Source organism: Sedimentitalea sp. XS_ASV28, assembly GCF_041224545.1.
Classification (GTDB): domain Bacteria; phylum Pseudomonadota; class Alphaproteobacteria; order Rhodobacterales; family Rhodobacteraceae; genus Sedimentitalea.
Map to the genome: position 1 here is coordinate 46,415 of NZ_JBGFGP010000069.1, position 23,617 is coordinate 70,031.

At 62.2% G+C, this 23,617-nt stretch carries 27 protein-coding genes and 1 pseudogene; 9 read left to right on the forward strand and 19 right to left on the reverse strand.

Annotated features, from left to right (window positions below):
- Positions 1-53 precede the first annotated feature (53 nt).
- Complete coding sequence (locus AB9K34_RS03290; RefSeq protein WP_369953020.1) at positions 54-626, reverse strand: hypothetical protein; 573 nt, start codon at positions 624-626, stop codon at positions 54-56.
- 328 nt (positions 627-954) lie between these two features.
- On the opposite strand from AB9K34_RS03290, the gene AB9K34_RS03295 reads away from it, so the two are divergent.
- The 6 genes from AB9K34_RS03295 to AB9K34_RS03320 are packed head-to-tail and all read left to right on the forward strand — an operon-like array spanning position 955 to position 7,520.
- The gene (locus AB9K34_RS03295) at positions 955-2,001 is read left to right on the forward strand and encodes a rod shape-determining protein (protein WP_369953021.1); all 1,047 of its coding nucleotides are present in this window, start codon (positions 955-957) and stop codon (positions 1,999-2,001) included.
- 59 nt (positions 2,002-2,060) lie between these two features.
- Positions 2,061-2,963, forward strand: coding sequence for a rod shape-determining protein MreC (gene mreC / locus AB9K34_RS03300; RefSeq protein ID WP_369953022.1), 903 nt, complete (start codon positions 2,061-2,063; stop codon positions 2,961-2,963).
- Entirely contained in the window at positions 2,956-3,492 is a 537-nt protein-coding gene (locus tag AB9K34_RS03305) for a rod shape-determining protein MreD (RefSeq protein WP_369953023.1), read from the forward strand. Before mreC ends, AB9K34_RS03305 begins: the two co-directional genes overlap by 8 nt.
- Positions 3,492-5,435, forward strand: a complete 1,944-nt coding sequence (mrdA, locus tag AB9K34_RS03310; RefSeq protein ID WP_369953024.1) for a penicillin-binding protein 2 — start codon at positions 3,492-3,494, stop codon at positions 5,433-5,435. Before AB9K34_RS03305 ends, mrdA begins: the two co-directional genes overlap by 1 nt.
- Entirely contained in the window at positions 5,432-6,583 is a 1,152-nt protein-coding gene (rodA, locus tag AB9K34_RS03315) for a rod shape-determining protein RodA (RefSeq protein ID WP_369953025.1), read from the forward strand. The genes mrdA and rodA overlap by 4 nt, the downstream gene beginning before the upstream one ends.
- Positions 6,584-6,587: 4 nt before the next feature.
- Positions 6,588-7,520 carry a 2-hydroxyacid dehydrogenase gene (locus AB9K34_RS03320; RefSeq protein ID WP_369953026.1) on the forward strand — a complete coding sequence of 311 codons (933 nt, stop codon included), beginning with the start codon at positions 6,588-6,590 and terminating at the stop codon, positions 7,518-7,520.
- 14 nt (positions 7,521-7,534) lie between these two features.
- Here AB9K34_RS03320 and AB9K34_RS03325 read toward each other — a convergent pair whose 3' ends face one another.
- From AB9K34_RS03325 to AB9K34_RS03355, 7 genes are all read right to left on the reverse strand, one after another.
- Positions 7,535-8,350, reverse strand: coding sequence for a TylF/MycF/NovP-related O-methyltransferase (locus tag AB9K34_RS03325; RefSeq protein ID WP_369953027.1), 816 nt, complete (start codon positions 8,348-8,350; stop codon positions 7,535-7,537).
- Between the two features lie 11 nt (positions 8,351-8,361).
- Entirely contained in the window at positions 8,362-10,374 is a 2,013-nt protein-coding gene (locus AB9K34_RS03330; RefSeq protein WP_369953028.1) for a M3 family metallopeptidase, read from the reverse strand.
- Between the two features lie 80 nt (positions 10,375-10,454).
- The gene (locus AB9K34_RS03335; protein ID WP_369953029.1) at positions 10,455-11,513 is read right to left on the reverse strand and encodes a ThiF family adenylyltransferase; all 1,059 of its coding nucleotides are present in this window, start codon (positions 11,511-11,513) and stop codon (positions 10,455-10,457) included.
- Positions 11,513-11,968 carry a dUTP diphosphatase gene (gene dut / locus AB9K34_RS03340; RefSeq protein WP_369953030.1) on the reverse strand — a complete coding sequence of 152 codons (456 nt, stop codon included), beginning with the start codon at positions 11,966-11,968 and terminating at the stop codon, positions 11,513-11,515. Before dut ends, AB9K34_RS03335 begins: the two co-directional genes overlap by 1 nt.
- Before the next feature lie 46 nt (positions 11,969-12,014).
- Entirely contained in the window at positions 12,015-13,211 is a 1,197-nt protein-coding gene (gene coaBC, locus AB9K34_RS03345; protein WP_369953031.1) for a bifunctional phosphopantothenoylcysteine decarboxylase/phosphopantothenate--cysteine ligase CoaBC, read from the reverse strand.
- An 80-nt stretch (positions 13,212-13,291) separates the two neighbouring features.
- On the reverse strand, positions 13,292-14,095 hold the full coding sequence (locus tag AB9K34_RS03350; protein WP_369953032.1) for a ChaN family lipoprotein: 804 nt from the start codon (positions 14,093-14,095) through the stop codon (positions 13,292-13,294).
- A 2-nt stretch (positions 14,096-14,097) separates the two neighbouring features.
- Positions 14,098-14,976: an RNA polymerase factor sigma-32 gene (locus tag AB9K34_RS03355; RefSeq protein ID WP_369953033.1), complete on the reverse strand. Its 879-nt coding sequence runs from the start codon at positions 14,974-14,976 to the stop codon at positions 14,098-14,100.
- A gap of 100 nt (positions 14,977-15,076) precedes the next feature.
- On the opposite strand from AB9K34_RS03355, the gene cobU reads away from it, so the two are divergent.
- Genes cobU through AB9K34_RS03370 form a run of 3 tightly spaced genes read left to right on the forward strand, consistent with a single transcriptional unit; the run spans position 15,077 to position 16,939 of the window.
- Complete coding sequence (gene cobU, locus AB9K34_RS03360; RefSeq protein ID WP_369953034.1) at positions 15,077-15,613, forward strand: bifunctional adenosylcobinamide kinase/adenosylcobinamide-phosphate guanylyltransferase; 537 nt, start codon at positions 15,077-15,079, stop codon at positions 15,611-15,613.
- Complete coding sequence (locus AB9K34_RS03365) at positions 15,610-16,188, forward strand: histidine phosphatase family protein (RefSeq protein WP_369953035.1); 579 nt, start codon at positions 15,610-15,612, stop codon at positions 16,186-16,188. Before cobU ends, AB9K34_RS03365 begins: the two co-directional genes overlap by 4 nt.
- Before the next feature lie 58 nt (positions 16,189-16,246).
- Positions 16,247-16,939 carry a glutathione S-transferase gene (locus AB9K34_RS03370; RefSeq protein WP_369953036.1) on the forward strand — a complete coding sequence of 231 codons (693 nt, stop codon included), beginning with the start codon at positions 16,247-16,249 and terminating at the stop codon, positions 16,937-16,939.
- Positions 16,940-17,023: 84 nt separating this feature from the next.
- Here the strand turns inward: AB9K34_RS03370 and rplP are convergent, their stop codons facing one another.
- From rplP to tuf, 11 genes and pseudogenes are all read right to left on the reverse strand, one after another.
- A complete protein-coding gene (rplP, locus tag AB9K34_RS03375) occupies positions 17,024-17,437 on the reverse strand; it encodes a 50S ribosomal protein L16 (protein WP_369953037.1) in 414 nt (137 codons plus the stop codon).
- Positions 17,438-17,449: 12 nt separating this feature from the next.
- A complete protein-coding gene (gene rpsC / locus AB9K34_RS03380; protein WP_369953038.1) occupies positions 17,450-18,157 on the reverse strand; it encodes a 30S ribosomal protein S3 in 708 nt (235 codons plus the stop codon).
- Positions 18,157-18,537 carry a 50S ribosomal protein L22 gene (gene rplV, locus AB9K34_RS03385; protein ID WP_369953039.1) on the reverse strand — a complete coding sequence of 127 codons (381 nt, stop codon included), beginning with the start codon at positions 18,535-18,537 and terminating at the stop codon, positions 18,157-18,159. The genes rpsC and rplV overlap by 1 nt, the downstream gene beginning before the upstream one ends.
- Positions 18,538-18,540: 3 nt before the next feature.
- Positions 18,541-18,819 carry a 30S ribosomal protein S19 gene (gene rpsS / locus AB9K34_RS03390; RefSeq protein WP_106609258.1) on the reverse strand — a complete coding sequence of 93 codons (279 nt, stop codon included), beginning with the start codon at positions 18,817-18,819 and terminating at the stop codon, positions 18,541-18,543.
- A gap of 3 nt (positions 18,820-18,822) precedes the next feature.
- Positions 18,823-19,665: a 50S ribosomal protein L2 gene (rplB, locus tag AB9K34_RS03395; protein ID WP_369953040.1), complete on the reverse strand. Its 843-nt coding sequence runs from the start codon at positions 19,663-19,665 to the stop codon at positions 18,823-18,825.
- 285 nt (positions 19,666-19,950) lie between these two features.
- On the reverse strand, positions 19,951-21,213 hold the full coding sequence (locus tag AB9K34_RS03400) for a SulP family inorganic anion transporter (RefSeq protein ID WP_369953041.1): 1,263 nt from the start codon (positions 21,211-21,213) through the stop codon (positions 19,951-19,953).
- Between the two features lie 144 nt (positions 21,214-21,357).
- On the reverse strand, positions 21,358-21,654 hold the full coding sequence (locus AB9K34_RS03405) for a 50S ribosomal protein L23 (RefSeq protein ID WP_369953042.1): 297 nt from the start codon (positions 21,652-21,654) through the stop codon (positions 21,358-21,360).
- Positions 21,651-22,268, reverse strand: a complete 618-nt coding sequence (gene rplD / locus AB9K34_RS03410) for a 50S ribosomal protein L4 (protein WP_369953043.1) — start codon at positions 22,266-22,268, stop codon at positions 21,651-21,653. The genes AB9K34_RS03405 and rplD overlap by 4 nt, the downstream gene beginning before the upstream one ends.
- The gene (gene rplC, locus AB9K34_RS03415) at positions 22,265-22,990 is read right to left on the reverse strand and encodes a 50S ribosomal protein L3 (RefSeq protein WP_369953047.1); all 726 of its coding nucleotides are present in this window, start codon (positions 22,988-22,990) and stop codon (positions 22,265-22,267) included. The genes rplD and rplC overlap by 4 nt, the downstream gene beginning before the upstream one ends.
- 16 nt (positions 22,991-23,006) lie before the next feature.
- Positions 23,007-23,321, reverse strand: coding sequence for a 30S ribosomal protein S10 (gene rpsJ / locus AB9K34_RS03420; protein ID WP_008756422.1), 315 nt, complete (start codon positions 23,319-23,321; stop codon positions 23,007-23,009).
- 159 nt (positions 23,322-23,480) lie between these two features.
- Positions 23,481-23,617: pseudogene (tuf, locus tag AB9K34_RS03425) on the reverse strand (elongation factor Tu); the annotation flags it as partial.

Below are 23,617 nucleotides of genomic sequence, written 5' to 3' on the forward strand. Positions count from 1 at the left end.
CAAAAACGACCGCCAAAAAGCGCGCGCGAGCCAATTCGCGCGCGTTTGTAAGCTCATCGACCAAAGGCGCTGTTCGGTACCCAGCTGCGTTTCTGCCCGGTGGGACCGGCCTTCATCATCAGACAGGACGTGCCGGCGTTCTGATAATAGAGAATGTCGAGATCGTACCAGCCGGCGACCGGTGCCTCGACCTGGGTCACGACCGTTCCTTCACATCCCTGGATGCCCGAGAAATAACCGACCTGCTGACCGCCGATGCTGGCGTCCAGTCCGTCATTGGTAAACATCTCGATGTCATAGACGCCGGGGGCATCGAACCGGTAATATCCCTTGATCCTGGCAGCGAAATACCACGGCTGCGTGGCGGTGAGATTGAGTTCGCCAAACTCTTTTTCGCGATAGTCGAGGCCACGTAACGGTTCGCCGCGCTGCGGATTCGCGGCATGGATCTGCTTGGCCCGCGACAATGTCTTGAACTTGGTTTCCGAATAGCCATAGCTCACATCAAGACCGCTCTTGACCGACGCAGGTTGCGGATTGGCGGGGGTCAACTTCAACGGTGCGGCAACCGCGGCCGTACAGAACACTCCCAGCACGAATGTCGTGCCGATCAGAAATCTGAGCATGGTGGTCTCCTTGCTATCGGCATGGGTCTCTTGCCCTGTCGGCTTTTGACCGCAACACTAGAGCCGCCATTTGGTTGCGACAAGCCCGAGATTGCATCCGCAAAACCGCCTGATGTGACGTCTAATCCGGCGATATGCCAGAAGACCCCGCGCGGTGCGCGCCGCGCACAGCGCATCAAACGCCCCCTGCATGGCAGAAACGGGCAATAATGCGCTGATCGATAGGAATTCGGACCTTTCGCACATCCCGGCACGGGCATATAAGATGCACGGCTTGGCTCGGTACGAGTCGCAGGCCCAATTTGCAGTAACCTACAGGACCACGTGCATGTCGATCTTCGGAAATTTTGGCGGCATCTTTGCCTCGGATATGGCGATCGACCTCGGAACGGCCAACACGCTGGTCTATGTCAAGGGGAAAGGCATAATCCTGAGCGAACCCTCGGTTGTTGCCTATCACGTCAAGGATGGCGTCAAACGCGTACTCGCCGTCGGTGAAGATGCCAAGCTGATGCTGGGACGAACCCCCGGTTCCATCGAGGCGATCCGCCCGATGCGCGAAGGAGTCATCGCGGATTTCGACACCGCCGAAGAAATGATCAAACATTTCATCCGCAAGGTTCACCGCCGCTCGACCTTTTCCAAGCCCAAGGTCATCGTCTGTGTCCCGCACGGCGCGACCCCGGTGGAAAAGCGCGCGATCCGTACCTCGGTGCTGAGCGCCGGTGCGCGCAAGGCGGGGCTGATCGCGGAACCGATTGCCGCCGCCATCGGGGCGGGCATGCCGATCACCGATCCGACCGGCAACATGGTGGTGGATATCGGCGGTGGCACCACAGAAGTTGCGGTACTGAGCCTTGGCGACATCGTTTATGCCCGTTCGATCCGGGTGGGTGGCGACCGCATGGACGAAGCGATCATTGCCTATCTGCGCCGCCAGCAGAACCTGCTTATCGGTGAGAGCACCGCCGAACGGATCAAGACAAGCATCGGCAGCGCCCGGATGCCCGATGACGGGCGCGGCGCCTCGATGCAGATTCGCGGGCGCGACCTGCTGAACGGCGTGCCGCGCGAACTCGAGGTCAGCCAGGCACAGGTGGCAGAAGCCCTGTCCGAACCGGTACAGCAAATCTGCGAAGCGGTGATGACCGCGCTGGAAACGACACCGCCGGATCTTGCCGCCGATATCGTTGACCGGGGCGTGATGCTGACCGGTGGCGGCGCGTTGCTCGGCGATCTGGATCTGGCGCTGCGCGAGCAGACCGGACTGGCGGTTTCGATCGCCGATGAAAGTCTGAATTGTGTTGCCCTGGGCACCGGCAAAGCGCTGGAATTCGAAAAACAACTGCGACACGCGATTGACTACGACAGCTAGGGCACCCACCTTTTCCTAGCATCGACCGCAGGTGCCCGCGCGCCGCAAAAGAGGTTCCGTTGGCCAAGGACCGTTCACAACGCGATGACTATACGACCCCGCTGCGCCGCCTTCTGCTGGGGATCCTGTGCCTGTGCCTGCTTGCGATCTTCCTGGTCTGGCGGATCGACAGCCCCCGCGTCGAGCGATTTCGTGCGCAGGTCACCGACAAGGTCGTGCCCAACATGAGCTGGGCGATGGCCCCGGTGACGGGCGCCATCAACCTGATCCGCGATTTCCAGAGCTATCAGCGACTGGCCGAGCAGAATCGCGACCTGCGGGACGAGCTGCGCCAGATGCAGGCCTGGAAGGAAGCGGCGCTGCAACTGGAACAGGAAAACGCCCGACTCCTTGATCTCAGCAACGTGCGGCTCGATCCCCGCCTGACCTACATCACCGGCGTGGTGATGGCCGATTCCGGATCTCCGTTCCGGCAATCGGTCTTGCTGAATGTCGGTGCCCGGGACGGCATCGTCGACGGCTGGGCAGCAATGGATGGCATCGGGCTTGTCGGACGCATTTCGGGCACCGGGGAAACGACATCGCGGGTCATCCTGCTGACGGATGCGGCAAGCTCGGTCCCCGCGACCATTCAGCCCTCGGGTCAGGGCGCGCTGGTCGCCGGTGACAACTCCGCCGCACCGATACTGGATTTCCTTGAAAATACCGATCTGGTGCGGCCCGGCGACCGGGTGATCAGTTCCGGCGACGGCGGGGTTTTTCCTGCGGGTCTGTTGATCGGTCAGGTCGCCGCCGACCCGTCCGGGCGGCTGCGCGTCCGCCTCGCGGCGGATTACGAACGACTCGAATTCCTGCGGGTCCTGCGGCACCACGGAACCGAGATGATTTCGGACCCCGGGAGCATCGTGACACCGCTTGCGCCACGCAACACGGCCCAATCAGGGGTGCTGGGTGATGAGTGACATGCCGCTGTCACATACCTGGGCGATGCGCCTGTGGTTTCTTGTCCTGTGCGCGGTGATCATTTTTTTCCACTTGATGCCGCTGGAGACCACGCCGCGCAACTGGGCGCCTCCTGATCTTCTGATCGCCTTCATCCTCGCCTGGGCCCTGCGCCGTCCCGATTACGTGCCCGCACTCAGCGTGGCGGCGGTGATCCTGATGGCGGATCTGCTGTTTCAGCGCCCTCCGGGCCTCATGGCGTTGCTGGTGGTCCTGGGGTGCGAATTCCTCAAAAGCCGCGCCAACAGCCATGGCGAAACGAGCTTTATCGTGGAATGGTTCAATGTCTGCGTGGTCATCGCGGGCATCACGGTTCTCGACCGGCTCATTCTGACGATGACATTGGTGGACAGGGCACCGCTATCGCTGCATCTTATTCAGATGGTGCTCACCATGGCCATATATCCGCTCGCGGCCTTCGTGACCCAGACCCTTCTGGGCGTGCGCAGGCCATCGCCCGGCAACTCCGATGCATTGGGGAACCGCTGATGCGACGCAACCCGAGGGAACTCGACTCGACACACCGCCAGATGAGCCGCAGAACGCTGCTTCTGGGGGGTGCACAGTTGGCGTTGGTCGGTGCGTTGGGCATGCGCATGCGCTATATGCAGGTGGATCAGGCCGACCAGTTTCGCCTGCTCGCCGAAGAGAACCGGGTCAACATCCGCCTGCTGCCGCCCGCGCGGGGCGAATTGTTCGACCGCAATGGCGAGCAACTGGCGCATAACTCGCCGAGTTACCGGATCATCATCGTTCCCGAAGATGCCGGCGACGTTGACAAGGTCATCGCGGACCTGTCCCGGCTCGTGGAACTGGACGAAGAAGACCTGAACAAGGCGCTGACCGAAATGCGCCGCAGTCCGCCCTTCCTGCCGATCACCCTCGCCGATCAGGTCAGTTGGGAAGACATCAGCAAGATCGCCGTAAACGCGCCCGCCCTGCCCGGCATCACGCCCGAGGTCGGCCTGACCCGCGTCTATCCCCGCCGCGCGGATCTCGCGCATGTGATCGGCTATGTCGGACCGGTGAGCGACTACGACCTCAAGCAGATCGACGACCCGGAACCGGTATTGCGGATCCCGCGGTTCCAGATCGGCAAGGTCGGGCTGGAAGCCAAGCGCGAAGACGTGTTGCGTGGCAAGGCCGGTGCCAAGCGGGTCGAGGTCAATGCCACGGGCCGGGTGATGCGCGAACTGGACCGGCGCGAGGGTCAGTCGGGTGCCGATCTGCAACTCACCGTCGATGCCGACCTGCAAGGATATGTACAGGCACGGCTGGGCGAAGAAAGCGCCGCCGCCGTTGTCATCGACTGCGAAAATGGCGATCTGCGGGCGATCTGCTCGTCCCCCAGCTTTGACCCGAACCTATTCGTGCGCGGCATATCGGTCGCCGATTATCGCAGCCTCACCGAGGACCCCTATCGCCCGCTTGCGAACAAGACGGTGCAAGGCACGTATCCGCCCGGATCGACCTTCAAGATGATCACCGCAATGGCCGCGCTCGAAGAAGGCGTGATCGGTTCCGGAGAAACCGTCTGGTGCCCCGGCCATCTCGAAGTATCCGGCCGCCGGTTCCATTGCTGGAAACGCGGCGGGCATGGTCATGTGGACCTGAACGCCTCGCTCAAGCGGAGCTGCGATGTCTATTATTATGACATCGCCATCAAGGTCGGGATCGACAAGATATCCGCAATGGCCAAGCGGTTGGGGCTGGGCGTGAGGCACGACATCCCGATGTCGGCCGTCGCCGAAGGGCTGGCCCCCGACCGGGCCTGGAAACAGCGGGTTCACAACGATGTCTGGCGGATCGGTGACACCGCGAACTCCTCCATCGGTCAGGGTTACATGCTGGCCTCGCCACTTCAGCTCGCGGTCATGTCGGCCCGGCTCGCGACCGGCCGCGAGGTCGCCCCGCGCCTTGTCAAGAAGATCAACGGCATCGAACAACCCAGCGGTGCCGGTGACTCGCTTGGCATGAACGAAAACCATCTGCGGCAGGTACGCAGGGGCATGTATGACGTCTGCAACGACCGGCGCGGCACGGCCTATCGCAGCCGCATCATAGAAGACAGCTATCGCATGGCCGGCAAGACCGGCACCAGCCAGGTGCGCAACATCACCAAGGCCGAGCGTGCGGCGGGTGTCATAAGCAACAGCGACCTGCCGTGGGAACGGCGCGATCATGCGCTCTTCGTGTGTTTCGCACCCTACGACAATCCGCGCTACGCGGTATCCGTCATCGTCGAACATGGCGGCGGCGGATCGACCGCAGCGGCCCCGATCGCACGCGATGTCATGTTGCAGGCCCTGTATGGCGACACCCCGCCCCTGTCGGCCTACCCCGCAGCGGATCGCAGCAAGATCAAGGCCCAGCAAGAACGCCTGCACCGGGATTACCCCGGCGTCAGTGCCCCGGTGAGCGACCGCGCATGAGTTATCTTGAGCACAACGTCAAATCGACCCCGACCGGTCCGCGCAAGATGCTGCACATGAACTGGCCTCTGACTCTGCTGCTGATCAGCGTGGCGAGCGTCGGGTTCCTGATGCTCTATTCGGTTGCCGGAGGGTCTTTTCAGCCCTGGGCGGAACCGCAGATCAAGCGCTTTGCCGTCGGGTTCGCGGCGATGGTGGTCGTTGCGATGGTGCCGATCTGGTTCTGGCGCAACATGTCGGTTCTCGCCTATATCGTCGGAGTCGTCCTGCTGGTTCTGGTGGCAACGATCGGCGAAGAGGGCAAGGGCGCGCAACGCTGGATCAATCTCGGGTTCATGCGCCTGCAGCCGTCGGAGCTCATGAAAATCGCGCTGGTGATGGTGCTGGCTGCCTATTACGACTGGCTCCCCGCGAAACGGACATCGCACCCGTTCTGGGTCATGATCCCGGTGGCGCTGATCCTGTTGCCCACTGCCCTGGTTTTGAAACAACCGGACCTCGGCACCTCGATCCTGCTGCTGGCGGCGGGCGGCGGTCTGATGTTCCTTGCGGGCGTGCACTGGGCCTATTTCGCCGCTGTGATCGCCGCGGGGGCCGGCCTGATTACCGCCGTGTTCGAAAGCCGCGGCACCGAATGGCAATTGCTCAAGAACTACCAGTACCGGCGCATCGACACATTCCTCGATCCTTCGAGCGATCCTCTCGGTGCAGGCTATCACATCACGCAATCCAAGATCGCCCTGGGGTCCGGCGGATGGACCGGGCGGGGATTCATGCAGGGCACGCAATCGCGCCTGAACTTCCTGCCGGAAAAGCACACCGATTTCATCTTTACCACCCTGGCCGAGGAATTCGGTTTCGTCGGCGGATTTTCCCTGCTCACACTCTATGCCCTTATCATCGTGTTCTGTGTCTACACGGCGCTTGCAACGCGCGACCGGTTTTCATCTCTGGTGACGCTCGGGATCGGGCTCAACTTCTTCCTGTTCTTCGCGGTGAACATGTCGATGGTGATGGGGCTCGCGCCGGTTGTCGGCGTGCCCCTGCCGATGGTCAGTTATGGCGGATCGGCCATGCTTGTCCTGATGGTCGCCTTCGGTCTGGTTCACAGCGCGCACATCCATCGCCCACGCCAACAAAGACGGTAATACCTTGACCATCAATATTCTCTTCGCCGCCAAATCCGAACGCTGGGCCACATACGAGGCGCCGCTGAGCAGGGCTTTGTCGCAGGCCGGACTCGAATTTGAACTGCGCCCGGATTTTCCACCCGCCGAGGTCGATTATATCATCTACGCCCCCAACAGCTCGCTTCAGGATTTCCGACCCTACACGCGGCTCAAGGCGGTTCTGAACCTCTGGGCCGGGGTTGAGGACGTGGTGCAGAACGAAACGCTGAAGGTGCCTCTGACCCGCATGGTCGATCACGGGCTGACACAGGGCATGGTCGAATGGGTGACCGGACACGTGCTGCGCCACCATCTGGGGATGGACGCCCACATCCTTGGTCAGGACGGTCAATGGCGCACTGCGGTCCCTCCGCTGGCCGAGGATCGCCCCGTCACCATTCTGGGCATGGGCGCGCTCGGACAGGCCTGCGCCGCCGCCCTGACCGGGCTCGGATTTCCCGTCAGCGGCTGGAGCCGGAGCGCCAAGACGGTGCCGCAGGTCGCCACCTATCACGGCTATGACGGCTTGCAGACCGCGCTCTCAACCGCGCAGATCCTCGTATTGCTGCTGCCGGACACGCCGGTCACGACCGATATCCTGAATGCCGACACGCTTGCGGAACTGCCGCGCGGTGCCATTGTGATCAATCCCGGACGTGGCCCGCTGATCGACGACAACGCCCTGATCGCTGCACTGGACAGCGGACAGCTGGCACATGCGACACTGGATGTGTTCCGCGTCGAGCCGCTACCCGCAGATCATCCGTTCTGGGCGCATCCAAAGATCACCGTGACGCCGCATATCGCCTCGGCCACGCGCGAAGGCACGGCAAGCCAGACCATCGCCGAGAACATCCGCCGGGGCGAAGCCGGCGAACCGTTCCTGCATGTCGTGGATCGCGCGCTCGGCTACTGACGTCGCGACACGCGTCAGGTCTTTTGCCACCAGACTCCGGTGTGGTCGATCTTGTGGATCTCTTCGGTGATCCCGTGTTCATCCCGGTAATCGTGGATCGCCTGCCGGCAGGCCTTGATCCCGCCATAGTCGTCGACGATGAGAAATCCGCCCGGTGCCAGCCGGGGATAGAGCGCCGAAATCGCCTGAATGGTCGACTCGTACATATCGCCGTCCAACCGGATCAAGGCAAATTGGGGCACGTCGAGCGCGTGCAGCGTATCCTTGAACCAGCCGACCACGAACTCGACCCGGTCATCCAGCAGATCATAGGCCTCGAAGGTTTTCTTGACTGCATCGACTCCCACCGCCAAGCGACCTCGCGTATGAAAACGGCTTCCCTTGTCCGCCGGATAATCCTCTTCGTTGGGCGGTGGCAAACCCTCGAAACTGTCGGCGAGGTAGACCCGGCGATCCTCGACCCCGCGAAATTTGAGCACACCACGCACCATAGCCGATGCGCCGCCGCGCCAGACGCCGGTTTCGATGAAATCGCCTGGCACATCCTCGGCAATGACCCGGTCGGTAAGATGTGCCACGTTCTGCAACCGCCTGATCCCGGCCATGCTGTGCCCGACAACGGGCCAGTCGCGGCCCTGAAAACGCTTCTTCTTGTCAAACGGAACCGTCTTACCGCGTCGCACGATCTGGCGATCCGCGCCATAGATCATGTCCGTCAGACACCTGGCCATGAGATCCACATACATCTCGAAGCCCGGATCGGACACGGATACCTTTTGCAGATCTGCCGCCGGTGCGGTTTCGGCCGGTTCCGTCGCTTGCTTGTCCATCCCGCTCTCCTTCATGCCGCCAACCCGCGCCCTTTCAAAAGGGCCCCGACCTCGGGCAGGCGCCCCCGGAATGCGGTATACAGAACATCCGGTTCCTGCGACCCTCCGGCAGACAGGATATGCTCCTCCAACGCCTGTGCACGCTCGGGATCGAACGCACCGCCCGCCTCTTCAAATGCGGCAAAGGCATCGGCATCCATCACCTCGGACCACATGTAGCTGTAATAGCCGCTGGAATACCCGTCACCGGCAAAAACATGCGCGAAATGCGGCGTCGCATGGCGCATCCTGATCGCGTGTGGGATCCCGAGATCTTGCAGGATCTCGGCCTGTCGCGCCATTGGATCGGCTGGCGCGTCGCCCTCGTGAAACGCAAGATCGACCAGCGCCGAGGCGACATATTCCACCGTCTGGAAACCCATGTCGAATGTCGCGGCCCCCAAAACCTTGTCGAGCATCTCCGCAGGCATCGGTTCACCGGTTTCGGCATGCACCGCAAACTCGCGCAACACCTCGGGCACCTCCAGCCAGTGTTCGTAAAGCTGGCTGGGCAGTTCCACGAAATCGCGGGCAACCGAGGTGCCTGAGATGCTCTCATAGGTGACATCCGACAGCATCTGATGCAGCGCGTGGCCGAACTCGTGAAACAGCGTGCGCGCATCGTCATAGGACAGCAGCGCCGGCTCGCCCTTGGCAAAGTTGCAGACATTGATGACGATCGGTGCCTGTTCACGCGGGAACCTGGCCTGCGACCGCATCGCCGAACACCAGGCCCCCGACCGTTTCGAGCCGCGTGCGAAATAGTCTCCGATGAACAGCGCCACATGCTCGCCCTCGCGCGTCACCTCCCATGCCCGACAGTCCGGATGATAAAGCGGCAGGTTCACCGCCCTGAATTCGAGCCCAAACAGACGGTTGGCGCAGGAGAACGCGGCATCGATCATCCGGTCCAGTTGCAGATAGGGCTTCAGCGCGGCCTCATCCAGATCATGTTCGGCCTTGCGCCGCCGCTCCGCATAGTATCGCCAGTCCCATGGCTCCAGCGCACCGTTTATGCCGTCGTTATGCATCATCTGGCTGAGCACTTCGGCATCCGCGTCCGCCCGTGCCTTGGCAGGTTCCCAGACAGCCATCAGCAGATCACGTACCCTGTCCGGCGTGCGTGCCATTTCGGTTTCCAGCTTGTAATCCGCAAAGCTGTCATAACCCAGCAAAGCCGCCCGCTCCTGGCGCAAGGCCAGGATCTCGGCGGCAATGTCGCGGTTGTCCGTCGCGCCGCCATTCGCCCCCCGCGCCGCCCAGGCCTCGTAGGCCCGTTCGCGCAGGTCCCGGCGTGGCGAAAATTGCAGGAACGGCACGATGATTGACCGCGACAGGGTGACGATCGGGCCGTCGACGCCCTTTTCCCTGCCGGCCGCTCGCGCCGCATCCACCGCAAATTTCGGCAGCCCGTCGAGATCGGCTTCGGACAGTTCCATGTACCACTCGCGCTCATCCGCAAGCAGGTTCTGCGTGAACTCGGTTCCGAGTGTAGCAAGGCGTGACTTGATCTCTTTCATCCGCGTGTCGGCATCGCCCTCAAGCGCCGCGCCGGCCCGCACCAGACCGCGATGGGTCAGCATCAGTACCCGTGCCTGCTCGGGGGTGAGGGCCAACTCATCCTTGCGCGCCCAAAGATCGGCAACCCGTCGAAACAGCGCCTTGTTGGACGAGATGTCCGAGAAATGCGCCGCCAGCCTTGGCGAGAACTCCCGCTGCAACGCCTCGCGATCCGGGTTGCTATCAGCCCCTGCTACCGTGAAGAACACCGACAGAACCTTGTCCAGCGCCTCTCCCGCCGCTTCCAGTGCCTCGACCGTATTGGCAAAGCTCGCCGGCTCGGGATTTTCCGCAATCGCCGCGATCTCGGCCCTGTGCTGCTCCAGCGCGCTGTCGAGCGCCGGGGCGAAATCGCTGTCAGAGATCGCGTCAAACGGGGCAATCTGAAACGGCGTGTTCCAGTCGGTCAGGATCGGGTTGGTCATGGCAATCTCCTTTTGAAGCGCAAGCTATGAGCGCACTGCCCGAGGGTCCAGAGGTCGAGGCGAGATTTCCGCCCCGCGGCTCAACCGGCCCGCCCCCTGCCGCCACAGACCGGGCAGCCGGCGCGCGGAGACAGCCGGATCGTTCGTGTCTCGCCATAAAGTGCATCATAAATCAGCATCTGCCCCCGCAGCGGCATGCCGGCGTCCGTCACCACCTTGATCGCCTCGACCGCCATCATCGCACCAACCACGCCGGGCAGCGGCCCGATCACCCCCGCCTCGGCACAGGACGGGGCCAGCCCGGGTGCCGGCGCCTCGGGGAAAATGCACTGATAGCAGGGACCGGTATGGGACGGATCAAAGACCGAAAGCTGACCCTCCCACTGCGACAGCGCCCCGGAGACAAGCGGTTTGCCGGCGGCAACCGCAGTGGCATTCGACAGGTAACGCGTGTAGAAATTATCGGTCCCGTCGAGGATCAGATCATACTCCGTAAACAGTTCTGCCGCGATGTCCGGCGTCAGCCTGCGATGATACGGCCGCACCATCACGGCCGGGTTCTGGGCCAGCATCGCCTGTTGCGCGGAAAACACCTTGGGCATGCCGATATCGGCATCGCGGTGGATGACCTGCCGTTGCAGGTTGGCGTTTTCGACCACGTCATCGTCGATCACGCCGATTGTGCCGATCCCGGCGGCGGCGAGGTATTGCAACGCCGGCGCACCCAGCCCACCGGCCCCAATGACCAGCACACGCGCCTGTTTCATCCGCTTCTGCCCCGGCCCGCCGATTTCGCGCAACACGATGTGGCGCGCATAGCGATCCAGTTCGGTTTCGGTAAAGGCACCCGGCGGTTTCTGCGTGGTTTGAGGCGTTTCTCGGGCCTGCGCCCGTTTGCGCAATACCGCAAGACCGCGCCGGTACAGTGCGACGATCACGGCGAACCCGGCGAGCAACAGCCACAGAGCGGGCGAACCACCGGTTGCCGCCCGGACCGGGTGCCCGTCCGGCAGGATCAGCTGCACCAGAAGAACCACGGCAAACAAGGTGACCAACAGGGCCAGCCGCGCCTGTCGCGACACCCCCATCCAACGGCCCCCCCACCAGATCAGCGCCGCAATTCCCAGAACCAGCAGCATCAGCCCCGCCCGGTCGATCCAAAGCCGCCCGATCCGCGCGCCGTATCGCCCAGCCCATCGGCCAGGTCGAACCGCGCCTGGACCACCGGCGCGACAACCATCTGCGCGATCCGGTCGCCGTGAGCGATCACGAACGGCGCTTCGCCCGCGTTCATCACGATCACCCCGAGCGGTCCGCGATAATCGCTGTCGATTGTACCCGGCGCATTGGGCAGCGTGATCCCGTTTTTCAGCGCCAGTCCCGAACGGGGCCGAATCTGCGCCTCGTAACCGTCCGGTATCTCGATGCGCAGCCCGGTCGGCACGAGCACCCGCGCGCCCGGTGCCAGCGTGACGGTTCCGCGATCGCAGAAATTCGCGCGCAGGTCCGCGCCCGCCGCCCCCGCGGTTTCATATGCGGGCAACGGCACGTCCCGATCCGCTCCGTCTTCGAATGTTACGCGAATTGATACCATTTCACCCGGCCCTTGTTGGTCATCCGTCCTGTCCCCGGACGCTCATTCAATCCGTAAGCGACGCTGCGATCCGCTGGGCGAGCTGTTGCGCCACGGCGTCCTTGCCCATGCGCGGCCATGTCTCGGCACCTTCGGCGCTGATCAGGACCACGGCGTTTTCACTGCCGCCCATGATCCCGGTCGCAGGGCTGACGTCATTTGCCACAATCCAGTCACAGCCCTTCCGCTTCCGCTTGGCCGTTGCGTTTTCCACCACATCGTCGGTTTCGGCGGCAAAACCCACCACCAACTGCGGCCGCCCCTCGGTCATCCGCGAAACCGTGGCGAGTATATCGGGGTTCTCCGCAAATTCGAGCACCGGCAATCCATCGCGGCTCTTCTTGAGTTTGCGATCACTGGCCTGCGCCATGCGCCAATCCGCAACCGCAGCGGCGAAAACCCCGGCATCGACCGGCAGCGCGGCCTCGACCGCCTCGGCCATCTGCAACGCGGTTTGCACGCGCACAACCTCGACGCCCTCGGGTGGTGGCACATCGGCAGGCCCGGTGACGAATACAACCTTTGCCCCCAACCCGGCGAGGGCCCGCGCAACCGCCGTGCCCTGTGCACCGGACGACCGGTTCGCGATATAGCGCACCGGATCTATCGGCTCGTGCGTTGGTCCGGATGTCACCAGAATACGTTTGCCACGCAGCGGCCCGTCGGCAAGCGCCGTTTCGATGGCCGCGACGATCTCAAGCGGTTCCGACATGCGCCCCGGCCCGAATTCGCCACAGGCCATGCCGCCTTCGTTCGGCCCGACGCAACGGATACCGTCCGCGATGAGCCGCGCATGGTTGCGGCGCGTCGCCGGGTGCTCCCACATCCGCACGTTCATCGCCGGCGCGATCAGGACCGGCGTGTCCGTCGCCAGAAGCAGGGTCGAGGCCAGATCATCGGCAAGACCGCCGGCCATCTTGGCCATCAGATCGGCGGTCGCGGGCGCCACCACGATCAGATCGGCGCTGCGCGACAATTGGATATGGCCCATCTCGGCCTCATCCCCCAGATCGAACAGATCCCGATAGAGTTTTTGCCCCGCCAGCCCCGACACCGCCAGCGGCGTGACGAATTCCTCGCCTGCGCGGGTCAGAACCGGGGTTACGCTTGCGCCGCGATCCTGCAGGCGCCGGATCAGGTCCAGCGACTTGTAGGCCGCGATCCCGCCACCGATGATCAGCAAAATGCGTTTTGACGCCAGCATCGCATGCCCCCTGGTTCAGATCGTCTCGACCATAGGCATGCAGATCGTGATCTGCCAGAGCATTTCATCCCCAGGGCATGTCATCCGTTGTCGCGGAATGCGTCGCACGGGTCTTCGCGCGCCGGCGCGTCACTGTCGATGATCGCGTCAAACGCCCCGTCGATCTGTCCATCCTCGGACTGGCCCAGAACAAAGACGTTCAGGTCCGGCTGTACCCTATCCAGATAGACCGGCACGCCCCAGTCGCGGCGGGCATGCCCGTTGCCTGTGATGACGGCTACCGGACCGCCGGTTTCGTTCATCGCCTTGATGACCTCGCGCGCCAGAACCGCATCGCGCAGCCGCTGTATATCGACCATCGTCCGCATCCGATCCCGTGGCATCGCCTCGCAATGCGCGGCAAATTGCAACGCTTCGCGAACGTCCCCTTCGGCTTTTGGCAGGGGTTCGGTCAAGCCATACCGCGCGGCCTCCGCCCCGAAGGCACTCGCCGGTCCGCTCTGGACAGTGGCAAGCGCCGCTTCGCGAGGCACCTCGCCACCAAAGATTCGCGCATCGGGTGCCGCCAGGAAAACCTGATGATACATTGAAAATGCGGGCCAGCCGGATTGCGACCATTCCACCGCCGAGGCCAGACGCTCGGGCGCATAGATCATCTCCGACGTGATCCGCCCCGCCTCTTCACTGGTGAGCATTTCCCACACGACGGCCTTGGGTTGCAGCGCCTTGAGCACCGTATACTGATTGACGTGATGGTCAGGGTTGTCATGCACCTCTCCAACGATCACCACATCGGCGCCCTGCATCCGGGGAATCACGTTTTCAAGCTGGCCCTCCGCCCGCACGGGAACGGCCAGCATTGCCAGGAAAAAGATCTGCAACATCCTCATGCGAAGAAGTGTTGCACCTCGTCGGAGCGGGTTTCAAGGCTCTTGCGCATCTTCTGGAAGGCCGACGCCTCAAGCTGGCGAACACGTTCTTTCGACAGGCCCAACTCCTCACCCAGATTTTCCAGCGTGCGAGGTTTATCGCGCAGCTTGCGCTCGCGCACGATGAAGCGCTCGCGCTCGGGCAACTCGTTCAGCGCGATCATAAGCCATTCCCGCAATTGCGCCCGGTCGTGGCGATCTTCCACCACCTCGGCGGCCTGCGCCCCCTCGTCCTCAAGGGCATCTATCCATTCGCGCCCTTCATCCTCTGTCGACTGTGTCGCGTTGAGCGAGAAATCCGCACCTGACAGACGGCCGTCCATCATCTCGACATCCCGGAGCGGCACACCGGCCTCTGTCGAAATCAGTTGGTTCAGCTGGTGCCGGTCCAGTCGCGCTCCCTGCGCTGCGGCTTCGCGCTCCAGCCGTGCCTGGATCCGGCGCATGTTGAAAAACAGGGATTTCTGATTGCTGGTAGAGCCTGTCCGCACCATTGACCAGTTACGCATCACGTAATCCTGGATCGAGGCCTTGATCCACCAGACCGCATAGGTCGAAAACCGCACGCCCCGGTCCGGATCGAACTTGTCCGCCGCCTTCATCAGCCCGAGCCCCGCCTCTTGCACCAGATCGTTCATCGGCGCGCCATAGCGGCGATACCGTGCAGCCATTGAAATCGCGAGCCGCATATACGCGTTGATCAGGCGGTGCAGCGCCGCTTCGTCACGATCATCACGCCAGGCGTAGGCCAGTTGCAGTTCGGTTTCTGCATCCAGCATCTCGGCCTTCATGGCGCTTCGCGTCAGGGACGTGTCGTTCCGTGTATCCAAAGCCATCGTTACCCCCGGTCTCCTCCCCCGGTCTGTCACCCGATTTTCGGCGGGTTGTTTTGCGTTTTCATGACAGATACGCAGGACAGAGAAGTTTGGATCAATCATGGGTAGTACAGGCGTGCAACCAACCCACACACTCGTTCTGGGCGGCGCAGCATCCGGCAAGTCGGCCTTTGCCGAGCAGCTTGCCGGGCGCGCGGGCAAACCGATGGTCTACATCGCCACCGCGCAGGCCTTTGATACCGAGATGCGCGACAGGATTGACCTGCACGTGGCGCGGCGCGGCGATGCCTGGACCACGATCGAGGCGCCGCTGGATGTTGCCGGCGCGATCCGGTCGCTGTCGTCGCATCAGATCTGCCTGCTCGACTGCGCAACCATGTGGCTCAGCAACCAGATGCTGGCCGAGTGCGATATTCCCGAGGCCGAGGCCGCTCTGCTTGACGCGATCCGGACCTGCGCCGCCGATCTGGTGATCGTTACCAACGAGGTCGGTCAGGGCATCGTGCCGGAAAACCCGCTCGCCCGCAGGTTTCGCGACGCGCAGGGGCGGCTCAACATCAGGCTCGCAGGCGCGTGCCACGGGGTGGTGCAGGTCATCGCCGGGCTGCCGCGCGTACTGAAGGGGGCGCTTGAATGACCACGTTCCACTGGATCCGTCATGGGCCGACACATGAGCGTGCCTTTGTCGGCTGGCGCGACGTGCCGGCCGATCTGTCCGACACGGCTCGGATCGGGCGGCTGAACCGGTTCCTGCCCGACGACGCGATCGTGGTGGCGTCCGATCTGGTCCGCGCCTCTGCCACCGCCGATGTGCTCAGCACGGGACGGACGCGCCTGCCGGACGTGCCGGACCTGCGGGAGTTTGATTTCGGCGACTGGGACGGGTGTCATTTTTCCGAGGTTACCGAGACCGACCCCGACCTGAGCCGCGCCTACTGGGAAACCCCGGGCGATGCCGCGCCGCCGGGTGGCGAAAGCTGGAACATGGCAGCACAGCGTATTCGTCCGGCAGTAGACGGGCTGATCGAACGATACCGCGGCCGGCACATCATCGCCGTGGCCCATATCGGCGTCATCATGACCCAGATCGAACGCGCCACCGGCCAATCGGCGCGCGAGGTGATCGGCAACAGGATCGATAATCTCTCGGTCACCGAATTGCATCTTGCGGATGCGCAATGGCAGGTCCGGCGCATCAATCATCTTCCGTGATGGACACGGACACAATTCGCCATTTTACCGGTCAAGGCGTCGCCTCTAGGCTCGGATCATGACCTATGATCTGTTTATCGGCGACCGGATGTTTTCGAGCTGGTCGATGCGCGGCTGGCTGATGTTCGAGAAGTTCGGCATTCCCTGCGAAACCCACATGGTCGGATTGTACGCCGGCACGATGGCAAGCGACATGGCCAATCTCGCGCCGGCGCGGCTGGTTCCGGCGGTGCGAACGCCGGACGGCATCGTCATCGGCGAGAGCCTGGCCATCGGCGAAACTCTGGCCGAGCGCTATCCAGGAGCGGGGCTTTGGCCCGCCAGAGCCGCAGACCGGGCCACCGCACGCTGGCTCTGCGCGGAAATGGCCAGCGGGTTTGCGGCGCTCAGGGCGGATTGCCCCTTGCAATTGATGCACTGCTATCGCGGATTTGCCCCTTCGGACGCCGTCCTGTCCGATGTACAGCGGTTCGAGACCCTGTGGAGCCACGCGCGCAGGGTATCGGGATGCGACTCCGGCTGGCTCTTTGGGGAGTATTCGCTCGCCGACGTCTTCTTTGTTCCGGTCGCGGCCCGCATCGTTGGCTATGGTCTGCCCGTTTCGGACAGCGCCCTTGCCTATTGTCACGCTCTGCTTGCCGACCCGTCCGTGCAGACCTGGCGCGCGTCGGCACATGAAATCACATATGATCCCATGCCCTACGCCAAGGATCTGCCCACCACGCCCTGGCCGGAATTTCCGGCGCTCTGATCCCCGGGCAGACCCTGACGGAAAAGGCCCCCTCCGATGCAACGAAGGGGGCCTTGTCATGTCCTGATATGGCAGAGCCGGGTCTTACCAATCTTCGCGGACCACGATGCGGGTCTTGATCGGCAGCTTCATCGCGGCAAGGCGCAGGGCCTCGCGCGCGACGTCGTCATTGACGCCGTCAAGTTCGAACATCACGCGGCCCGGCTTGACCTTGGCCGCCCAGAAATCGACAGAACCCTTGCCCTTACCCATCCGGACTTCGGTGGGTTTGGAGGTGACCGGCGTATCCGGGAAGATACGGATCCAGACACGGCCCTGACGTTTCATGTGACGGGTCATGGCACGACGCGCAGCTTCGATCTGACGGGCGGTTACGCGCTCGGGCTGAAGAGCCTTGAGACCGTAGGTGCCAAAGTTCAGATCGCTTCCGCCTTTTGCGAGACCGCTGATCCGGCCTTTGTGCATCTTGCGGAATTTTGTACGTTTTGGTTGAAGCATTGTCGTATCTCCTTAGCGGCGACCGCCGGCACCACGAGGTGCGGGACCATCCTGGAGTTCCTGAGCTTTACGGTCACGTGCAGCGGGGTCATGTTCCATGATCTCGCCCTTGAAGATCCAGGTCTTGATCCCGATGATCCCGTAGGCGGTCGAGGCCTCTACATGTGCGTAATCGATGTCGGCACGCAGCGTGTGCAGCGGAACGCGACCTTCACGATACCATTCGGTCCGTGCGATCTCGGCGCCCCCCAAACGACCGGCAAGGTTCACCCGGATACCCAGGGCGCCCATGCGCATGGCGTTCTGAACGGCCCGCTTCATTGCGCGACGGAACGACACCCGGCGCTCGAGCTGCTGGGCGATGGACTCGCCGACCAGCGCGGCGTCAAGCTCGGGCTTGCGCACTTCCACGATGTTCAGGTGCAGTTCGCTGTCGGTCATGTTGGCAATCTTCTTGCGCAGCGTTTCGATATCCGCGCCTTTCTTGCCGATGATGACGCCCGGACGTGCTGTGTGGATCGTGACGCGGCACTTCTTGTGCGGACGCTCGATGATCACGCGGCTGACGCCGGCCTGCTTGCACTCTTCCTTGATGAACTCGCGGATTTTCAGGTCTTCCAGCAGCAGGTCACCATAGTCCTTGGTGTCCGCATACCAGCGACTGTCCCAGGTGCGGTTCACCTGAAGGCGCATGCCAATCGGATTGACTTTGTTACCCATTAGGCTTGCTCCTCGACTTGGCGAACTTTGATGGTCAGTTCCGAGAACGGCTTCATGATCTTGCCGAACCGGCCACGGGCCCGTGGGCGTCCGCGCTTGAGTGTCATGTTCTTGCCGACATAGGCCTCGGCGACGATCAGTTCATCGACGTCCAGGTTGTGGTTGTTCTCGGCATTCGCAATCGCGGACTGAAGGCATTTTTTCACGTCCTCGGCGATCCGCTTGTTCGAGAAGGTCAGATCGGTCAGCGCACGATCGACTTTCTTGCCACGGATCATCGCGGCAACCAGGTTCAGTTTCTGCGGGCTGGTGCGAAGCATGCGCAGTTTTGCCATTGCTTCGTTGTCGGCCACGCGGCGGGGGTTCTTTTCCTTGCCCATGACTTACTTCCGCTTCGCTTTCTTGTCCGCGGCATGACCGTAATAGGTCCGAGTCGGGGAATATTCACCGAACTTCTGACCGATCATGTCTTCGCTGACGTTGACTGGAATGTGTTTCTTGCCGTTGTAGACGCCAAACGTCAGGCCCACGAACTGGGGCAGGATCGTCGAGCGGCGCGACCAGATCTTGATGACTTCGTTGCGACCGCTTTCGCGGGCCGCTTCGGCCTTTTTCAACACATATGCGTCGACAAAAGGACCTTTCCAAACAGAGCGAGACATCTATCAGCGTCCCTTCTTCTTGGCGTGCCGCGAGCGGATGATCAGCTTGCTGGACGCTTTGTTCTTGTTGCGGGTTTTTGCACCCTTCGTCGGCTTGCCCCATGGCGTCACCGGGTGACGACCACCCGAAGTCCGGCCTTCACCACCACCATGCGGGTGGTCGATCGGGTTCATGACGACACCACGCACAGAGGGGCGAACGCCCTTGTGGCGCATACGGCCGGCTTTACCAAAGTTCTGGTTGCTGTTGTCGGGGTTCGACACGGCACCGATGGTCGCCATGCATTCCTGACGCACCAGGCGCAACTCGCCCGAAGACAGGCGAATCTGGGCATAGCCACCGTCACGGCCGACGAACTGGGCATAGGTGCCCGCGGCGCGCGCGATCTGACCGCCCTTGCCGGGCTTCATCTCGATGTTGTGCACGATTGTACCGATCGGCATGCCCGAGAACGGCATCGCGTTGCCCGGTTTGATATCGGCCTTTGCAGCGGCGATGACCTGGTCACCGACAGCCAGACGCTGCGGAGCCAGGATATAGGCGCGCTCGCCATCGGCATAGTTGATCAGGGCGATGAATGCGGTCCGGTTCGGGTCATATTCGATCCGTTCGACGGTCGCCGCCACGTCCAGCTTGTTGCGCTTGAAATCGACGATCCGGTAGAGGCGCTTTGCCCCACCGCCCGTGCGACGCATTGTAATCCGCCCGGTGTTGTTCCGGCCGCCCGATTTGGTCAGACCCTGGGTAAGGGATTTGACCGGACGTCCTTTGTACAGCTCCGAACGGTCGATCAGCACCAGCCCGCGCTGGCCCGGCGTCGTCGGCTTATACGACTTGAGTGCCATGCTTTCTGTCTTCCGTTTAGCAATGCGGCAGGTTTGCCCGCCGCTATGTTTGAGGCCCCCGCAGGTGCCAGAGTCGTAGGGCCCCGAAGGTCCCCGGTTAGCTTGCCTGTCGGCAAAAGAACAACCGCCCTGGACGAATCCGGGGCGGAAGCGATGGGTTCCATTAGTCAACACAGGAGATGAGGTCAAGCGCCCGCATGAAGAAACATGTTGGAAAGACCGGAGTGCGGACGAAGCGAGCTTTCGCCGCAGATGCGCCAATTACCACTTTGGCAAACTACCCAGTCACCTACTTGGAACATCCCAATCCGAAGGGGGAATATCGCGCCGTTGCAAGCGCAGCGCCAGACCAACCGCGACGCCCACGCCGATGGCCACCGTCAGATCGGCCACAACCGTCAGGACAAGAGTGAGGATGAGAAGGAACTGATCTGAACGACGCTCTTTCAGGTAGCCTGCCCATCTGTGCGGTTCGCTCATGTTCCAAGCTGTGAGGATGAGCAAGCCCGCCAGTGCTGGCATCGCCAGATAGCCTGAGAGGGGCGCAGCGACCAACATGACAATCAGGATCGTCACGGCATGAACGAGACCTGCAACGGGGGTCTTGCCTCCTGCGCGCACATTCGTCGCCGTTCGGGCAATCGCGCCGGTCGCGGGCAGTCCGCCAAACAAAGATGATCCGATATTCGCGGCCCCTTGAGCCAGCAACTCGGCGTTCGGCCTATGGCGTCCCTGTATCATTCTGTCCGCCACCATTGCCGACAGGAGAGACTCGACCCCCGCGAGGAAGGCGATGACGAAGGCACTTGGCAGCAATTCAGACGCCCGCGCCAAACTGACCTCTGGCAAGGCCGGGAGCGGAAGGCTGTTTGGCAAATCGCCAAACCTTGATTGAATCGTATCTACGGAAAGTGCCATCACAGCGACAACGGCAGAGGTCACGGCAACGGCTACGATCAGGCCTGGCAGTTTTGGTGCCAGCCTGCGGAAGGTGACGATCAGGATCATTGTGGCGACCCCGATGCAAAGTGCAGCGAGATTTGTACTGTCTCGCGCGCCCCAAAGGGCTTCCAATTTTTCAAAGAACTCGGCAGGTACGTTGGCGATGGACAGGCCGAAGAGGTCCTTGAGTTGGCTGGTGGCGATAATGACTGCGATGCCAATGGTGAAGCCGTTGATGACGGGTTCGGGGACAAGGCGCATCAGGCGTCCGGCCCGCAGGTATCCCCCGATCACCAGGATCACACCCGCCATTAATGTCGCCAGCACCAGCCCGTCATATCCATGATCGGCAATTACGCCATAGACGACGACAATGAACGCTCCAGTTGGTCCACCGATTTGGACCCTGCTTCCCCCCAGAAGCGAGATGAGGAAACCCGCGACGATGGCCGTGACCAGACCTTGCGCAGGGGACGCTCCGGACGCGATTGCAATAGCCAGACTAAGCGGGAGCGCGACCATGGCCACTGTAATCCCCGCCAGGACATCTGCCCGGAATGTTAGGCCGTCGTAGGTCTGAAGTGTTGTCAGGATTTTCGGCTTCATCTCAGAAGTTTAGCAAAGCCGCAGAACGCGAAGTAGTGGAAATTTCGTAGGATGGCAGAAAAGCCGACATTCGCGGCGCCACGGAAAGCAAGAGACCCCGGCCTGTTTCCAGGCCGGGGTCCATCGTTCCGAATTACCAACCGATCAAAGACCGGTGGTCACGTCGATCGTGTTGCCTTCTTCAAGGGTCACATAGGCTTTCTTGACGTCCTTGCGCTTACCCAGCTGCCCACGGAAACGCTTGGCCTTGCCCTTGGTGATGGTGGTGTTGACCGCCTTCACCTTGACGCCGAACAATGCTTCGACCGCTTCCTTGATCTGCGGCTTGTTGCTGTCGATCGCCACTTCGAAGACCACGGCGCCGCTTTCGGACGCCATGGTGGACTTTTCGGTGATGACCGGCTTGCGGATCACGTCGTAATGTTCTGCTTTCGCGCTCATTTCAGACGAGCCTCCAGTGCTTCGACACCCGCCTTGGTGATCACCAGCGTGTCACGCTTGAGGATGTCATATACGTTTGCGCCCATCGACGGCAGGACATCCAGACCTTCGATGTTGCGGGCGGCCTTGGCGAAGCCTTCGTTGACGGCGGCGCCATCGATGACCAACGCGCGTTTCCAGCCCAGGTTCTTGACCTGCTTGGCCAGAGCGGCGGTCTTGCCCTCTGCGGTTGCGTCCTCGATAATGACCAGCTCACCCGCCTTAGCCTTGGCCGACAGCGCATGGCGCAGGCCCAACTTGCGGAACTTCTTGGTCAGGTCATGGCCGTGGCTGCGCACGACGGGACCCTTGTAGATGCCACCACCACGGAAGATCGGCGCGTTGCGGTCACCGTGACGTGCGCCACCGGTGCCCTTCTGGCGATAGATCTTCTTGGTCGAATAGCTGGTTTCGCTGCGGGTCTTGACCTTGTGGGTCCCGGCCTGCGCATTGTTGCGTTGCCAACGCACGACACGGTGCAGGATATCCGCGCGCGGTTCCAGACCGAACAGATCGGCGTCCAGTTCGATGTCGCCGGCCTTGCCGCCGTCCAGTTTGATCACGTCAAGTTTCATGCTTCACCACCTTCCGCGGGCGCTTCTTCCGCAGGTGCTTCGGTTGCGGCTTTCTTCAGGCCGGCCGGGAACGGCACGCCATCGGGCAGCTTTTTCTTGACCGCGTCCTTGACCGTGACCCAGCCACCCTTGGAGCCGGGAACCGCCCCCTTGATGAACACCAGGCCACGATCGGCGTCGGTCTTGACGACTTCCAGGTTCTGCGTGGTCACGCGGGCAGCCCCCATGTGGCCGGCCATTTTCTTGCCTTTGAAAACCTTGCCGGGATCCTGACACTGACCGGTCGAACCGTGCGAACGGTGGCTGATCGAAACACCGTGGGTGGCGCGCAGGCCGCCGAAGTTGTGGCGCTTCATGCCACCGGCGAAACCCTTACCGATCGAGGTGCCGCTGACATCGACTTTCTGGCCTTCCAGAAAGTGCTCAGCCGAGAGTTCCTCACCCACGCCGATCAGGTTGTCCTCGCTCACGCGGAACTCGGCAACCTTGCGCTTGGGCTCGACCTTGGCGGCGGCGAAATGCCCGCGCATGGCCTTGCTGACGCGTTTGACCTTGGAGGTTCCGGCACCCAGCTGTACGGCGGTATAGCCGTCCTTGTCGGTGGTGCGCTGTGCGACGACCTGCAGTTGATCCAGTTGAAGAACGGTCACAGGAATCTGCTTGCCGTCTTCCATGAAAAGCCGGGTCATGCCGACTTTCTTTGCGATAATACCAGAGCGCATCTTCAATACCCTCCGATTACGATTGCAGCTTGATCTCGACATCCACGCCAGCGGCGAGGTCGAGCTTCATCAGCGCGTCCACGGTCTGGGGGGTCGGATCAACGATGTCCAGCAGACGCTTGTGCGTGCGGATCTCGAACTGGTCACGAGATTTCTTGTCAACGTGGGGACCACGCAGAACAGTGAATTTCTCGATCTTGTTGGGCAGCGGGATTGGGCCACGGACATTGGCGCCGGTCCGCTTGGCTGTGTTGACGATTTCCTGCGTGCTGGCATCCAGAACGCGGTAATCGAACGCTTTCAGCCGAATGCGAATGTTTTGGCTTTGCATTTCGTCAGCCTTTCAAGGCTTTTGGAGTTGATAGGACGACCGGTGGCTCATTCCGCCGGCCCTCTTCGAACCCGAAGGGCGGGAATGATTCCCGCCCGTAGGTCAAATCGTATATGCGATCCGGGGCGCATAACCCGCCCCGGAGCGATCATCAAGCCCTTACTCGACGATCTTTGAGACGACGCCTGCGCCGACGGTGCGGCCGCCTTCGCGGATGGCGAAGCGCAGGCCCTGTTCCATGGCGATCGGCGCGATCAGTTCGACGCCAAAGGACACGTTGTCGCCCGGCATCACCA